Genomic DNA, 13,770 nt, shown 5'->3' with positions numbered 1-13,770 from the left:
GGGCAGCGGGCTTGGTCTACGAAGGGGCCAGTCCTGTGTACGTCAATCCATCCTGGGTAGCGTGATCACAAACCGGGTCCACCCCTGCTCCGATTCGCAATGAATCCGCCCGCCATGGGCTCGAACGATCGAATCGGTGATCGCCAATCCCAGTCCCGCATGTTCGCTGCTGCCTTCCTGTCGCGCCGGGTCTGCCCGGTAGAACCGGTCAAACAAACGCGGCAACCTGGCTGCGTCGATGCCGGCGCCGCTGTTCTCGACGGTCAGGCTCAAGCCTTTGGCCTGATCGGTGATGCGTACCCGAATCTCCCCCCCGGCCGGGGTAAAGCGCAAGGCGTTGTCCAGCAGATTGGAAAGCGCCCGCCGCAACATGCTGCGATCGCCGTCGATGCGCGCACTGCCATGACGGCTCACCGTTACCCGGGCGTCCTCGGCCAGTGGCGCAAAAAACTCCAGCAGCACATCCGCTTCTTCCGCCAGCTCCAGCGATTCGCGCCTGGGCGCCAAGAGACCGTGGTCGGCCTTGGCCAGATACAACATGTCGTTGACCAGTTGCGCCATCCACTGCAGTTCCTCGAGGTTGCTGTGCAACGCTTCGCGATAATCTTCGAGGGGGCGAGGGCGGGTAAGGGTGACCTGGGTGTGAGTCAGCAGGTTCGACAGCGGTGTGCGCAGTTCATGGGCGATGTCGGCGGAGAACGCCGAGAGCCGCTGAAAAGAGTCGTCGAGGCGTCCGAGCATGGCATTGAAGTGGTGAGCCATTTCCGCGAGCTCTGGCGGCATGTCTTCTGCGGGCAGGCGAGCATTGAGCGATTGCGCTGAAACGCCACGGGCGACCGCACTCATGCGGCGCAACGGCCGCAGCCCGCTGCGTGCCGCCCAGGCACCGAGCAGTGCGGTGGCCAGGGCGGACAGGCCGACGGTCAGCCAGATCAGGCGCTGCATGCGTTGCAGGAAATGCTGGTGATGGGTGATGTCCAGCAACAGGGTCAGTTGCGGGGAGCCCGGCTGGTCGACAGACAGTGGTGCATTCAGCACCCGGTAGTCGGTGCCGTCGTGGCTGATCGTGGATAACCCTGGCGTTTGCGGGAGCCTGTCGGGCAGGCGCGTCGAGCTGTCAAACCAGCGCTGGCCGTCGTTGCCGGTGATGCGCAGGGAGACGTCGGCCTGACGGCTCAGTTCATCCGCCAGCCTGACTTCGCTCCCGCTCGATTGCAGGTCAGGCAGCGCCCGGCGCAAAGCCATCAGCTTGCCGTCCAGCAATTGCTGGTCGAGCTCGACAAAGTGCGCCTCGCTGGCGCGGCTGAACAGCACGCCGGCCACCAGCGACACCACGGCGGTGCAGGCGGCGAACAGCAGCGCCAGGCGGCTGCTCAACGACAATCGACGCATCAGGCGGGGCGCTCTTCAAGGACATAACCCATGCCGCGCACGGTGTGGATCAGCTTGTTCGGGAACTCGTCATCGATCTTCAGGCGCAAACGACGGATGGCGACCTCGATGACATTGGTGTCGCTGTCGAAATTCATGTCCCAGACCTGGGAGGCGATCAACGATTTGGGCAACACCTCGCCCTGACGGCGCAGGAGCATTTCCAGCAGGGAGAATTCCTTGGCGGTCAGGTCGATGCGCTGGCCATTGCGCTCGACACGGCGGCGGATCAGGTCCAGGCGCAGGTCCGCCAGTTGCAGGCTGGTTTCCTGGGGTTGGGCGCTGCCGCGCCGCAACAGGCTGCGGACCCTGGCCAGCAGTTCGGAGAAGGCGAAGGGTTTGACCAGATAATCGTCGGCACCGAGCTCCAGGCCGTGGACCCTGTCCTCCACGGCGTCCCGGGCTGTCAGAAAAAGTACTGGCGTGTCCAGGCCCGCGCTGCGCACCGCCTGCAGGATTTGCCAGCCATCGCGGCCAGGCAGCATCACATCGAGAATCAACAGGGCGTAATCACCGCTCAGCGCCAACTGTTGGCCGGTGCTGCCGTCGGCGACCAGTTCGGTGTTGAATCCGGCCTCGGCCAGGCCCTGGCGCAGGTAGTGACCGGTTTTTGCCTGGTCTTCGACGATCAGCAGTTTCATGGGGCGACTCGGGATCAATGGGACGGATGCTTTATACCGTGGGCGGTGTCGGTACAGGCCAACCTGACAAAGTTGTAATCTGTTCGTCAGGTTGCGGGCAGCGTCAGCAGTCTAAGGTTTTTCCACGCTGAACCTTACCTTGTTGGAGTGTGACCATGTTTTTACGCAAAGCGATGGCGGTCTGTCTGTTGGCGTTGAGTTCGCCGCTGTGGGCAGCGCCGGGGCACGGTTTCGATTTCGGAGAACCGGCCTCGGCCGCCAAAGCGACCCGCAGCGTCGAAGTGGTGATGGGCGACATGTCGTTCACGCCCAAGGCGATAGATATCAAGGCCGGTGAAACCGTTCGTTTTGTGCTGGTGAACAAAGGCCAGTTGTTGCACGAATTCAACCTTGGCGACGCGGCGATGCATGCACGACATCAGCAGGAAATGCTCAATATGCAGCAGAGCGGCCTGCTGACGCCTACCGGCATGAAGGAAATGGATCACGGTGCGATGTCCGGCATGGGGCATGAAATGAAGCACGACGACCCCAATAGCGTGCTGGTCGAGCCGGGCAAGACTGCCGAGTTGACCTGGACGTTCACCCAGGCGACCAGCCTGGAGTTTGCCTGCAATATCCCGGGTCACTATCAGGCGGGCATGGTCGGCAAGCTGACTGTCAGTCAGTAAGCACTCTAAGGCGCGGGCAAAGGCTGGTAGAATCCGCTGATTCTTCAGTCAGGTTTCCGCCATGCATCCCGCAGCCGAACACTCGCCGCTGGGCAAATCCAGCGAATACATCGCCACGTACACGCCGTCCTTGCTGTTCCCGATCCCGCGCACCGCAAAATGGGCGGAATTGGGACTGACGGCTGAAACCTTGCCGTACAAGGGCGTGGACTTCTGGAACTGCTTCGAGCTGTCGTGGCTGTTGCCTTCCGGCAAGCCGGTGGTGGCGATCGGCGAATTCAGCATTCCTGCGGATTCACCGAACATCATCGAATCCAAGTCGTTCAAGCTGTACCTGAACTCCTTGAACCAGACCCCCTTTGCCGATGCCGCCAGCCTGGAAGCGACGCTGGTCAAGGATTTGTCCGCCGCTGCTGGCAAATCGGTGGGCGTGCGGGTCCGCAGCTTGCGCGAGGTCGAGGCCGAAGGTGTGGTGACGTTGCCCGGCACCTGCATCGACGACCTGGACATCAGCGTCAGCGATTATGAGCATCCGCGTCCGGAGTTGTTGCGCTGCGATGATTCGCGCGTGATCGAGGAAAGCGTGCACAGTCACCTGCTCAAATCCAATTGCCCGGTCACCAGCCAGCCCGACTGGGGGAGCGTGGTGGTCGAGTACCGCGGTGCGGCACTGGATCATGCAAGCCTGCTGGCGTACATCGTCAGTTTCCGTCAGCACTCGGACTTCCATGAGCAATGCGTGGAGCGGATTTTCCTCGACCTGCAACGCTTGCTGAAACCGGAAAAGCTGACGGTGTATGCGCGCTATGTGCGGCGTGGCGGGCTGGATATCAATCCGTATCGCAGCACCGAGGACGTGCGGTTACCGAACCATCGTCTGGTTCGCCAATAACCGTACCCTGTGGGAGCGAGCCCGCAGACATGAAAAAGCCCCGCCATTGGCGGGGCTTTTTGTATCCGGCGGTTTCAGATACCCATGTTGCCCAGGGCCTGCACGATGTTGCGCAGGGTGCCGGCGAGGGTAGGGTGTTCGATTTCGAAGCGTTCTACGGCCAGGTTCACGTTATCGGCAACGCTGGAATCCTGGGTTTTGGTTTCGAGCTCAAGCTCGAGTTCGATCTGCTGCATCAGCGCGTGCAGATCTTCGCGCTCGACTTCGGTCAGTGGGGGATTCTGTTCCAGTTGCTCGCGCAGAGTGTTGAGCTGTTGTTGCAATTCGCGGGCAGGCATGGCGTTCTTCCTTTTATCGATAGGCACTGGCATAGACCGCAGCGGCGCGCCAAAGGTCTATGGCTGACCTTTAGATTAATCCACTCGTGCGCAACCTGCATGATCTCGATCAGGGCTTTTCGCCTTTGCAGCGACGCAGGCTGATGTCCGCCAGGCAGGTATCGAGCTCGCCCAGATGATCGATCACCGAATGCACCCCAAGGCTGAAAAGTTGCACCGTGGCCTTGCCGCGCAGGTGTTCGCGCTCCTTCTGGCTCAGGGCTTGCCATTCGTTGGGCGCCAGCCCGCAGAGCGAGCCGCACGACGCCAGTCCGATGGTCCACAGCCCGGCGTTCAGGCCCGACTGCAGCAGACGCGGTTCGCCGCTGACCAGGACGCAGCCATCCAGACGCTCGACATTCAATGCCATCAACGCCTGCCAGCAGGCATTTGGCGCCGGCCACGGATTGATTGTTGCTGGGTGTTGCGATGGCTTGATCCATTCCGGCAGGGCGGCAGCCAGGGAACGGCTGACGGCAGGGGCGAGTTCGTCGAGCCAGGCACAGGGAATCTGTTGTCGTTGCAAGCTGAGCACACTGTCCAGCGCGCCCGGTGTCACCTCGGCATGCTCGGCACGTACGCCGTGCTGGCGCGTGCGGGCGCCGAAATCCACCAGGCAGCCGCTGAGGCCGAACAGGACGGCGGTCAGGTTCGGAGCGGCGAGGGGCAAGGCTTCGGCGTGCGGCATGTCAACATCCCTGAAATAACGAAACAGGCTATGCGTTAACGATGACAGTTGAGTGACAGGGATGTGAATCACGGGCAGTCATGGCGAATCATCCGTAGGCCATCACCCACGAGGCTGCCTAAAGCGGCGTTTCCGTCTTATACTAAGCAGCTTGATGCCTGGGCCAAGAGGCCTGCGCCCCGTACAAACCCCAAGGAGTTTTTTATGCGCTGGAGCAATCATCTAGCTCAGCTTTGTGTGTGCGCCAGCGTCATGCTGGTTCCGTTCGCTGCCCAGGCAGCTTCGGAAGACGACCCTTGGGAAAGCGTTAACCGTCCGATCTTCCAGTTCAACGACTTCATCGACACCTACGGTCTCAAGCCGCTTGCCCAGGGTTACCAGGCCGTGACCCCGCAGTTTCTCGAAGACGGCATCCACAACATGTATCGCAACGTGGGTGATGTCACCAACCTTGCCAACAACATCCTGCAAGCCAAACCGGCTGCCGCAGGCGTTGATACTGCACGTCTGATCTTCAACACCACCTTCGGCCTGCTCGGCTTCTTCGATGTCGGCACCCACATGGGCCTGAACCGCAGCGACGAAGATTTCGGTCAGACCCTGGGCTACTGGGGTGTAGGAAGCGGTCCTTACGTCATGTTGCCGCTGCTGGGCCCAAGCACCCTGCGCGATGCGCCGGCCAGGTTCGTCGACAGCTACACCGGCCCTTACCGGTACATCAACGACGTGCCGGTGCGTAATTCGATCTTCGCCCTGAACATCGTGGATACCCGCGCCAGTCTGCTGTCCAGCGAGAAGCTGATCAGCGGCGACAAGTACACCTTCATTCGCAATGCGTACCTGCAGAACCGCGAATTCAAAGTGAAGGATGGCCAGGTCGAAGACGATTTCTGATTTCGACCGGTAAACATGAGAAAGGCGGCCCATCGGCCGCCTTTTTCGTTCTGGATCCTGTTTATTTCATCTTCAGGATTGTAAGCCCGAGTTTCTGCGCACCGCCGTCCTGTGCTTTTACCCACACCACCTCGGTGTCGGCTTCGAGGCCCTTGAGCGCAGCGTGATCGGACTCTATGCGCACGCTGAGGCGGTCGCCGACCGCAAATGAACGGGGCGCCTGGACCTGCATGCCACTGCTGGAAAGGTCGACGCAGACGGCTGCGATCTCGTCTCCCTGATGAATCAGCGCGATATCGGCATCGACCCGCATGCGGATGAAATCACGCTTTTCGCTGTAGTCCCGATCGGTTCGACTCATGGGCATCGTCCTTCCATTGGGTTACGGTTTTGCCTGTTCTTATAACTCCCGGTGATTTGACAAGTAAAGACGTCAAGCGACCATCGGCGTGAGCTTGAAACGCCCCGCGGATGGGAGTACCGTCTGCGCCTTAGAAGGGCACCTCTGGTGTGCCGGCGAGTAGGGTCAATGCCCGAAAGCGGTGCGGCAGAGAGGCTAGAAAGCGAATCCAGTAGTGTGAGCCGGGACAACCCCAGCCTGCTACGCCAACCTAATTCTGGCGCCGTTTGCCCACATGCCAAAAACCAGTGCCACGCTGCTGATAATCGATGATGACGAGGTAGTGCGCGCGAGCCTCGCCGCCTATTTGGAAGACAGTGGTTTCAGCGTCCTGCAGGCCGGCAATGGCCAGCAGGGTCTTCAGGTATTCGAGCAAGACAAGCCCGACTTGGTCATCTGCGATCTGCGCATGCCACAGATGGGCGGACTCGAACTCATCCGCCAGGTCACCGAGCGGTCGCCGCAAACACCGGTTATCGTGGTGTCCGGTGCCGGCGTGATGAATGACGCGGTCGAGGCGCTGCGCCTGGGCGCGGCGGATTACCTGATCAAGCCTCTAGAAGATCTGGCCGTGCTCGAGCATTCCGTACGCCGGGCCCTGGATCGTGCGCGCCTGTTGCTGGAAAACCAGCGCTACCGCGAGAAGCTGGAAAAGGCCAATCGTGAGCTTGAAGCCAGCCTGAACCTGCTCCAGGAGGACCAGAACGCCGGTCGCCAGGTGCAGATGAACATGTTGCCGGTCAGTCCATGGACCACCGACGAATTCAAGTTTGCACACCAGATCATCCCGTCGCTGTACCTGTCGGGTGATTTCGTCGACTACTTCCGGGTCGACGAGCGTCGGGTCGCGTTCTACCTGGCGGATGTTTCCGGGCATGGCGCTTCTTCAGCCTTCGTCACCGTGCTACTGAAGTTCATGACCACGCGCTTGCTGTTCGAGTCCAAGCGCAACGGCACATTGCCGGAATTCAAGCCTTCCGAGGTCCTTGGTCATATCAACCGGGGCCTGATCAGTTGTAAGCTGGGTAAACACGTCACAATGGTCGGTGGAGTCATCGACGAGGAGACAGGTTTGTTGACCTATAGCATCGGTGGTCATTTGCCGTTGCCTGTGTTGTACACGCCAGACAGTGTCCGTTATCTGGAAGGGCGTGGCCTGCCGGTGGGCCTCTTCAATGAGGCCACCTACGAAGACCACGTGCTGGAGCTGCCGCCGACGTTCAGCCTGACGCTGATGTCTGATGGCATTCTGGACCTTTTGCCGGAACCGACACTCAAAGAGAAAGAAGCGGCCTTGCCCCAGCGGGTCAAGGCAGCGGGCGGCACCCTGGATGGGCTGCGGCAGGTTTTTGGATTGGCCACGCTGGGGGAGATGCCGGATGATATCGCCCTGTTGGTGTTGAGCAGGAATCTTTGATGAGTACCGGTAGAATCCAGTTCGCCGAGCAGGACGGCACCTTCGTCCTGAAGTTCGTCGGTGAAGTTCGCCTGACCCTGTGTTCGGCGTTGGATGCGACTATTGAGCGGATCTTCACGGCGTTGAATTTCAACGCGATCGTGATCGACCTGACCGAAACCCGCAGCATCGACAGCACCACCCTTGGCCTGCTGGCCAAGCTGTCGATCCTGTCGCGGCAAAAGGTCGGCCTGCTGCCGACCGTGGTCACCACCCACGAAGACATCACCCGTCTGTTGCAGTCCATGGGCTTCGAGCAGGTGTTCAACATCGTCGACAAGCCTGTGCCGTGCCCGGAATGCCTGGACGACCTGCCGGATCAGGATCAATCCGAAGAAGTGGTGCGGATCAAGGTGCTCGAAGCGCACAAGATCCTGATGGGGCTGAACGATTCCAACCGCGAAGCGTTCCATGACTTGGTCAATGCGCTGGAGCGGCACTGATTTCCTGAGGGGATGAAGTGTGGGAGCGACGGTGCGACGACTTGACCTGCCCGCGATGGCGGTATCAAGAACACCACAGAGTTGATCCCCACAAAAAAGGGCGAACCCACCAGGGTTCGCCCTTTTTGCATGACGGGAAATCAGATCACAGCTTGGCCTGCAGCAGTGCCTCGAGTTTCTCCTGGTCCCGGGCAAACTGACGAATGCCTTCGGCCAGTTTCTCGGTGGCCATGGCATCTTCGTTGGACAACCAACGGAACTGCGCTTCATTCAGGCTCAAGCGAGCTTCGCCGGCATTGCCCGGCGCCAGTTTGCGTTCCAGCTTGCCGGTGTCGGCGGCCAGTTTGTCGATCAAGTCCGGGCTGATGGTCAGGCGGTCGCAACCGGCCAGGTGTTCGATCTGGCCCAGGTTACGGAAGCTGGCGCCCATGACCACGGTCTTGTAGTCATTGGCCTTGTAGTAATTGTAAATGCGCGTTACCGACTGCACGCCCGGATCGTCCGCGCCGGTGTAGTCGTTACCGTTGGCCTTCTTGTACCAGTCGTAGATCCGGCCCACGAACGGCGAAATCAGGAACACACCTGCATCGGCACACGCCGCCGCCTGGGCAAACGAGAACAGCAGGGTCAGGTTGGTCTGGATGCCTTCCTTCTCCAGGATCTCGGCAGCACGAATACCTTCCCAAGTGGACGCAATCTTGATCAGCACGCGGTCGCGGCCGATGCCGGCTTTTTCGTACAGCTCGATCAGACGGTGCGCACGCTTCAACATGGCATCCGTGTCGAACGACAGGCGTGCATCCACTTCGGTGGAAATGCGCCCAGGAATCACTTTCAGGATTTCCTGGCCTACGGCGACGCCAAAGCGGTCACTGGCCAGGCCCACGTCGCCCTTGCAGTCGCTGACGCTGGCGTTCAGCAATTCCGCGTAAGCAGGAATGGCGGCCGCCTTGAGTAGCAGGGAAGGGTTGGTGGTGGCGTCAACCGGTTTGACGCGAGCGATTGCTTCGAAGTCGCCGGTGTCGGCAACCACGGTGGTGAATTTTTTGAGTTGTTCCAGCTTGGAAGTCATGGGCGTGCTCTGTCCTGTGGGTCTAATGACATTACCCGAGCGCTGACAGCCACTCAAGGGCGCATGTGTGTATCGACGGCCCCGGTGGCAACAACCTGGGAACGGCTGTCTGATTGGCGGGGCGCGGTATCGATAGATACGATGACAAATCAGGGCACAGGTTCAATGCGAGCGACGGTCAGCCATGACCCGGGAGAGTGCGGTTACCGCCCCTCCAGCAACTGCGCCGCCTGATCCAGCAAGGCCAGGGGCTCTTTGGTCTTGTGAATGTCCACCGAGAGCAATTGCCGAAACTTGCGCGCCCCCGGAAAACCGCTGCCCAGCCCCAGCACATGCCGGGTGATATGGTGCATCGAGCCGCCCGCCTCGAGATGCGCCGCAATATAGGGCCGCAATTGCGCCAGCGCTTCGGCGCGGCTGATCATCGGTGCCGTGCTGCCGAACAATTGCTGATCCACTTCGGCCATCAGGTAAGGATTGTGATACGCCTCGCGGCCCAGCATCACGCCGTCGAACGTCTGCAAATGTTCGCGACAATCCTCAAGCGTCTTGATCCCGCCGTTCAGAATGATCTCCAGCTCCGGAAAATCCGCCTTCAGCCGCGCCGCCACGTCATAACGCAGGGGCGGGATGTCGCGGTTCTCCTTCGGCGACAAACCTTCCAGAATCGCAATCCGCGCATGCACGGTAAAACTCGTGCACCCGGCATCGCGAACCGTGCCGACAAAATCACACAGCTGCTCGTAACTGTCGCGCCCGTTGATACCGATCCGATGCTTCACCGTCACCGGGATCGACACCGCATCGCGCATCGCCTTCACGCAATCGGCGACCAATTGCGGATGCCCCATCAACACCGCGCCAATCATATTGTTCTGCACCCGATCGCTCGGGCAGCCGACATTCAGGTTCACCTCATCGTAACCCTGCGCCTGGGCCATGCGCGCGCACGCGGCCAGGTCCAGCGGCACACTGCCGCCGAGCTGCAGGGCCAGCGGGTGCTCGGCTTCATCGTGACGCAGGAACCGCTCGTGATCACCATTGAGCAGCGCCCCGGTAGTGACCATCTCGGTGTAGAGCAGGGCGTGTCTGGAGAGCAGGCGCAGGAAATAGCGGCAGTGGCGGTCGGTCCAGTCCATCATGGGGGCGACGGAGAAGCGGCGGGAGGGTGTAGCTTTGCGTTGAGGCATTGGGGGATCTGAATCAGGAAGGCGGAGGCGTGCAGTTTATCAGGGATAAACAGGCGGTGTTTGGTGAGCATTTTTGTTCTGTTTTTACATCGACCAACCTCGACACCTGAACCACACCTGTAACCCTGACAGATTAAATCGTGTCTGTGAGCCGGAAGCTTAGGATAACGAGCTCAGTTCAGCGCTTCCGGTCTATTTGGACTCCGGCGTCGCAATCCACTGCCCCAGCACATTCTGATAATGGCCCGTCACCTTGGCCAGGTGCAGCCATTGGTCGACATACAGCTTCCACGTCATGTCGTCACGCGGCAGCAGGTAGGCCTTTTCGCCATATTGCATGAACCGGGTCGGGTTCACCGCGCACAGGCCGGGTTTGAGTTTCTGCTGGTACAGGGCTTCCGAGGCGTCGGTGATCATCACGTCGGCCTTTTTATCCAGCAGTTGCTGGAAGATGGTGACGTTGTCGTGAAGGCTCAATTGCGCTTTGGGCAGGAAGGCGTGAACGAAGGCTTCATTGGTGCCGCCGGCGGGCTCGACCAGTCGAACTGCGGGCTGGTTGATTTGCTCGACGGTCTGATAAAGCGCCTGGTCCTCACAGCGTACCAGCGGAATCTTGCCGTCGATGTCGAGGGTGGTGCTGAAGAATGCCTTTTTCTGGCGTTCCAGCGTGACCGAGATGCCGCCCATGCCGATGTCGCATTTACCCGCCACCAGGTCAGGCATCAGGGTTTTCCAGGTGGTCTGCACCCATTCGACCTTGACGCCCAGGCTGTCGGCCAGCGAGCGGGCCATGGCAATGTCGATGCCGGCATATTCGCCGTTCTCGGCCTTGAAGGTATAGGGCTTGTAGTCGCCTGTGGTGCAGACGCGCAGTTGCCCTTGCTGGATGACGCTGTCCAGATGCGATGGCTCGGCCTGAACGCCAGACGACAGGGCGAGCAAAGCGCCGAGAATCAGCGCCTGCTTTTTTGTTTTCATTGTGATCCGACTTCCCTGATGGATTTTGGGGCGGTGCTTATTGTGCACGCAATCGCGCTTCAGCGTTTACTCGTCGATTTTTCCGCTGTCGCCATCGTCCCGCTGCCGCAGTTGATGTAGGAAGACGTCTTCAGCCAGCGCTGATCCGGGTAGTAGGAAAACAGCAACTGCCCGCCCTTCATGGAATCAATCAGCTTGTGCGCAATGGCCGGGCGCACGGCCGGGCAACCCAGGCTTCGACCGATGCGCCCATTGGCCCGCGCCAGCACCGGGCTGACATACGGCGCGCCATGAATCACGATGGCGCGGTCGAACGCGTTATCGTTGAAGCCTGGCTCCAGGCCTTCCATGCGCAATGAGTACCCGTTCTGTCCGACGTAGCTCTGCTGGGTGCGATACAGGCCGAGGCTGGTGGCAAAGCTCTCATTCTGGTTGGAAAAGTTGACGGCCATGTTCTCGCCGCTGTTGCGTCCGTGGGCAACCAGTTCATGAAACAGCAATTTGCGCTTCTTTAGATCGAACACCCACAGTCGTTGTTGGGTCGAAGGCAGGGAATAATCAATGACGGCAAGTCTTTGGACAGGAGCGGCGCCTTGAGCGATGCTGCATTGCGAGGCACGGACGGCGAGGTTGATGACCTTGGCGTCAGCTTGCGGGGCCGCTTTGATGAGGGCGGCCGCCAGTGAATCGGCGTAGGCTGACGGTATGAACATTGCAGTCAGCAGCAGGCCCGGCAGCAGGATGCCAAAACGTAGTAGCGCCATATAGATGTCTCATCATGTTAAGTTCGAGTCTAGCAGTGCGATGAAAGCCAGGCGTTGAATGAGGGAGATTAAGGATTATCCATGGTGCTTTTAACAAGGTTATTCGTCATAAGCCGTGTTTTTTTTATGGTCTTTCTGATCAGCGGCACTGCGCTCGGAGAAACTTCGCCGATTGCGCCGGTATCTGCGTCCAATGTCGTGTTTGAGGCTTCTGCGGATGACAACGTCGCGCAAGCCATCCAGGCCTCGCTGGAACCCCTGAAAACAGCGTTCCCGCCGTTGCTGACGTCGGCGCGTCATCGGCGTGTGGATGTCAGCCGCCTGGTCATGGATTTCTACACCCACCGCGCCTATCGCGCGGCCTGGGCCAATGACCGCGACGTCGAACAATTGATCGCCAGTCTCAATGCGACCGACGCCGATGGGCTGAATCCTGCGGATTTCCGCATCGATGAGCTGGTCCGCTCCCGCACCGCGATGCAGACCACGCCGGTCACGCCTGAGCAGCAGGCCGCATTCGACCTGGCGACCACTCATACCTTCATCACCGCGCTGCTGCAGTTACGACGGGGCAAGGTCGACCCTTCACGGCTGGACATTCATTGGAACTTCGATGCCAACGGGGTTGACCCGCGGGAGGACGTCAACGCGTTTTTCGCTGCGCTGGACGAGCACGACGTGGCGAAAGCCTTTGCCCTGGCACCGCCCCAGGAAGCGGTGTACGCCGGATTGCGCCAGGCGCTGGCACAACTGCGCAGTGTTCGGGACCGGGGCGGCTGGCCGAAGGTGACGGTGGATCATTCGCTCAAGCCTGGCATGGACGAACCGGCCGTCGCGCAGTTGCGCGCGCGGATGGTCGCGGCAGGTTTTCTCGATCCGCGCCTGCTCCATGGCACCCGGTACGACGCTGCCGTCACGGCGGCGGTGAAAAAGTATCAGGACGAGCAATACCTGGGCGCGGACGGCATGGTCGGCGCGAACACCCTGGCCGCGTTGAACGTGCCCGTTGAAGCGCGTATCGATCAGGTACGGGTGAACATGGAGCGGGCGCGCTGGCTGCTTTACAAGCTTCAAGGCACGTTCGTGATCGTTGATATCGCAGGTTATAAAGTGGCGATGTACCGCGATGGCCAGCCGATCTGGCGTTCCCGGGTGCAGGTCGGCAAGGCGGCGCGCAATACGCCGATCTTCCAGGCGCAGATTTCCTACATCACCTTCAATCCGACCTGGACCGTACCGCCGACGATCCTCAAGGAAGACGTCCTGCCGAAGATCCAGAGCAACCCCGGTTACCTCGCCGCCAATCGGATGCGGGTGATCGATCGCGAGGGCAACGAAGTGGACCCGGCCACCGTCGACTGGACCCATCCGCGTGGGCTCAGTCTGCGCCAGGATGCCGGACGCGACAGTTCGTTGGGACAGGTGGTGATCCGCTTCCCCAACGACTACGCGATTTACCTTCACGACACGCCGCATCGCGAGTTGTTCGCCCGGACCGTCCGTGCGACCAGTTCCGGCTGTATCCGCGTGGAAAACCCGCTGCAGTTGGTGGAGCTGTTGTTCAACGACCCGGTCAAGTGGAACAGCGACGGTATCCAGAAGCAGTTGGCCAACGGCAGGACCGAGAACATTCGGCTGCCGGTGAAGGTTCCGGTGTTGCTGGCTTACTGGACGGTCGACCTGGGCAATGATGGACGCGTGTCTTTCAAGCCGGATGTGTATGGCTACGATGCGCCCGTGTTGCGAGCGTTGAATCGACCTTCGCCGGCGCCTGTGTTGAGTTTGCATGCAGCGGTGGCGGGGCAGTAATCAGGTGCATTCGGGGGGATCTTCTGCCTCGGCGCGGACATTTGCAAAACGCGATGTGACGCCC

The 13,770-nt window shown here is 60.3% G+C and carries 15 protein-coding genes; 6 read left to right on the top strand and 9 right to left on the bottom strand.

All coding sequences use genetic code 11. From position 1 onward, the window contains the following. Window positions 1–42: 42 nt before the first annotated feature. Both IB249_RS01785 and IB249_RS01780 read right to left on the bottom strand, forming a co-directional pair. Window positions 43–1,392: a heavy metal sensor histidine kinase gene (locus tag IB249_RS01785; protein WP_192301810.1), complete on the bottom strand. Its 1,350-nt coding sequence runs from the start codon at window positions 1,390–1,392 to the stop codon at window positions 43–45. Then, complete coding sequence (locus IB249_RS01780; RefSeq protein ID WP_192301809.1) at window positions 1,392–2,072, bottom strand: heavy metal response regulator transcription factor; 681 nt, start codon at window positions 2,070–2,072, stop codon at window positions 1,392–1,394. Before IB249_RS01780 ends, IB249_RS01785 begins: the two co-directional genes overlap by 1 nt. Before the next feature lie 155 nt (window positions 2,073–2,227). On the opposite strand from IB249_RS01780, the gene IB249_RS01775 reads away from it, so the two are divergent. Together IB249_RS01775 and queF are read left to right on the top strand one after the other, a co-directional pair. Further along, window positions 2,228–2,743 carry a plastocyanin/azurin family copper-binding protein gene (locus IB249_RS01775; RefSeq protein WP_192301808.1) on the top strand — a complete coding sequence of 172 codons (516 nt, stop codon included), beginning with the start codon at window positions 2,228–2,230 and terminating at the stop codon, window positions 2,741–2,743. Window positions 2,744–2,804: 61 nt separating this feature from the next. Continuing rightward, entirely contained in the window at window positions 2,805–3,635 is an 831-nt protein-coding gene (gene queF / locus IB249_RS01770; protein WP_192301807.1) for an NADPH-dependent 7-cyano-7-deazaguanine reductase QueF, read from the top strand. Between the two features lie 74 nt (window positions 3,636–3,709). Here the strand turns inward: queF and IB249_RS01765 are convergent, their stop codons facing one another. Both IB249_RS01765 and IB249_RS01760 read right to left on the bottom strand, forming a co-directional pair. Further along, window positions 3,710–3,973 carry a DUF4404 family protein gene (locus IB249_RS01765; RefSeq protein ID WP_192301806.1) on the bottom strand — a complete coding sequence of 88 codons (264 nt, stop codon included), beginning with the start codon at window positions 3,971–3,973 and terminating at the stop codon, window positions 3,710–3,712. Window positions 3,974–4,082: 109 nt separating this feature from the next. After that, on the bottom strand, window positions 4,083–4,700 hold the full coding sequence (locus IB249_RS01760) for an HAD family phosphatase (protein WP_192301805.1): 618 nt from the start codon (window positions 4,698–4,700) through the stop codon (window positions 4,083–4,085). Between the two features lie 204 nt (window positions 4,701–4,904). Between IB249_RS01760 and IB249_RS01755 the strand changes: the two genes are divergently transcribed. After that, window positions 4,905–5,594, top strand: coding sequence for a VacJ family lipoprotein (locus IB249_RS01755; protein WP_192301804.1), 690 nt, complete (start codon window positions 4,905–4,907; stop codon window positions 5,592–5,594). Between the two features lie 61 nt (window positions 5,595–5,655). On the opposite strand, the gene IB249_RS01750 is transcribed toward IB249_RS01755, so the two are convergent. Beyond that, entirely contained in the window at window positions 5,656–5,955 is a 300-nt protein-coding gene (locus IB249_RS01750) for a PilZ domain-containing protein (RefSeq protein WP_192301803.1), read from the bottom strand. Window positions 5,956–6,229: 274 nt separating this feature from the next. On the opposite strand from IB249_RS01750, the gene rssB reads away from it, so the two are divergent. Together rssB and rssC are read left to right on the top strand one after the other, a co-directional pair. After that, window positions 6,230–7,411, top strand: coding sequence for a two-component system response regulator RssB (gene rssB, locus IB249_RS01745; protein WP_192301802.1), 1,182 nt, complete (start codon window positions 6,230–6,232; stop codon window positions 7,409–7,411). After that, window positions 7,411–7,893: an anti-sigma factor antagonist RssC gene (gene rssC / locus IB249_RS01740; RefSeq protein WP_192301801.1), complete on the top strand. Its 483-nt coding sequence runs from the start codon at window positions 7,411–7,413 to the stop codon at window positions 7,891–7,893. Before rssB ends, rssC begins: the two co-directional genes overlap by 1 nt. Window positions 7,894–8,038: 145 nt before the next feature. Here the strand turns inward: rssC and tal are convergent, their stop codons facing one another. The 4 genes from tal to IB249_RS01720 form a co-directional block, all read right to left on the bottom strand. Continuing rightward, a complete protein-coding gene (gene tal, locus IB249_RS01735) occupies window positions 8,039–8,965 on the bottom strand; it encodes a transaldolase (RefSeq protein WP_192301800.1) in 927 nt (308 codons plus the stop codon). 203 nt (window positions 8,966–9,168) lie between these two features. After that, window positions 9,169–10,155: a tRNA dihydrouridine(20/20a) synthase DusA gene (dusA, locus tag IB249_RS01730; RefSeq protein ID WP_192301799.1), complete on the bottom strand. Its 987-nt coding sequence runs from the start codon at window positions 10,153–10,155 to the stop codon at window positions 9,169–9,171. 192 nt (window positions 10,156–10,347) lie between these two features. Continuing rightward, complete coding sequence (locus IB249_RS01725) at window positions 10,348–11,133, bottom strand: transporter substrate-binding domain-containing protein (protein WP_192301798.1); 786 nt, start codon at window positions 11,131–11,133, stop codon at window positions 10,348–10,350. 59 nt (window positions 11,134–11,192) lie between these two features. After that, window positions 11,193–11,897 (bottom strand): murein L,D-transpeptidase catalytic domain family protein, encoded by a 705-nt coding sequence (locus IB249_RS01720; protein ID WP_192301797.1) that lies wholly within the window; start codon window positions 11,895–11,897, stop codon window positions 11,193–11,195. An 81-nt stretch (window positions 11,898–11,978) separates the two neighbouring features. Between IB249_RS01720 and IB249_RS01715 the strand changes: the two genes are divergently transcribed. After that, entirely contained in the window at window positions 11,979–13,706 is a 1,728-nt protein-coding gene (locus IB249_RS01715) for a L,D-transpeptidase family protein (RefSeq protein WP_192301796.1), read from the top strand. The last annotated feature ends 64 nt before the right edge of the window (window positions 13,707–13,770 follow it).

Source organism: Pseudomonas sp. PDM04 (assembly GCF_014851765.1).
GTDB lineage: Bacteria > Pseudomonadota > Gammaproteobacteria > Pseudomonadales > Pseudomonadaceae > Aquipseudomonas.
The sequence above is the reverse complement of the archived record's forward strand: the minus strand, read 5'-3'. Positions and strand labels throughout refer to the sequence as shown.

Coding starts and splice junctions, on each gene's coding strand:
- tal (WP_192301800.1), bottom strand. CDS start 8,965: ATGACTTCCAAGCTGGAACAACTCAAAAAATTCACCACCGTGGTTGCC.
- IB249_RS01715 (WP_192301796.1), top strand. CDS start 11,979: ATGGTGCTTTTAACAAGGTTATTCGTCATAAGCCGTGTTTTTTTTATG.
- IB249_RS01780 (WP_192301809.1), bottom strand. CDS start 2,072: ATGAAACTGCTGATCGTCGAAGACCAGGCAAAAACCGGTCACTACCTG.
- rssC (WP_192301801.1), top strand. CDS start 7,411: ATGAGTACCGGTAGAATCCAGTTCGCCGAGCAGGACGGCACCTTCGTC.
- IB249_RS01720 (WP_192301797.1), bottom strand. CDS start 11,897: ATGGCGCTACTACGTTTTGGCATCCTGCTGCCGGGCCTGCTGCTGACT.
- IB249_RS01775 (WP_192301808.1), top strand. CDS start 2,228: ATGTTTTTACGCAAAGCGATGGCGGTCTGTCTGTTGGCGTTGAGTTCG.
- IB249_RS01765 (WP_192301806.1), bottom strand. CDS start 3,973: ATGCCTGCCCGCGAATTGCAACAACAGCTCAACACTCTGCGCGAGCAA.
- IB249_RS01725 (WP_192301798.1), bottom strand. CDS start 11,133: ATGAAAACAAAAAAGCAGGCGCTGATTCTCGGCGCTTTGCTCGCCCTG.
- IB249_RS01760 (WP_192301805.1), bottom strand. CDS start 4,700: ATGCCGCACGCCGAAGCCTTGCCCCTCGCCGCTCCGAACCTGACCGCC.
- IB249_RS01750 (WP_192301803.1), bottom strand. CDS start 5,955: ATGAGTCGAACCGATCGGGACTACAGCGAAAAGCGTGATTTCATCCGC.
- dusA (WP_192301799.1), bottom strand. CDS start 10,155: ATGCCTCAACGCAAAGCTACACCCTCCCGCCGCTTCTCCGTCGCCCCC.
- IB249_RS01785 (WP_192301810.1), bottom strand. CDS start 1,392: ATGCGTCGATTGTCGTTGAGCAGCCGCCTGGCGCTGCTGTTCGCCGCC.
- rssB (WP_192301802.1), top strand. CDS start 6,230: ATGCCAAAAACCAGTGCCACGCTGCTGATAATCGATGATGACGAGGTA.
- queF (WP_192301807.1), top strand. CDS start 2,805: ATGCATCCCGCAGCCGAACACTCGCCGCTGGGCAAATCCAGCGAATAC.
- IB249_RS01755 (WP_192301804.1), top strand. CDS start 4,905: ATGCGCTGGAGCAATCATCTAGCTCAGCTTTGTGTGTGCGCCAGCGTC.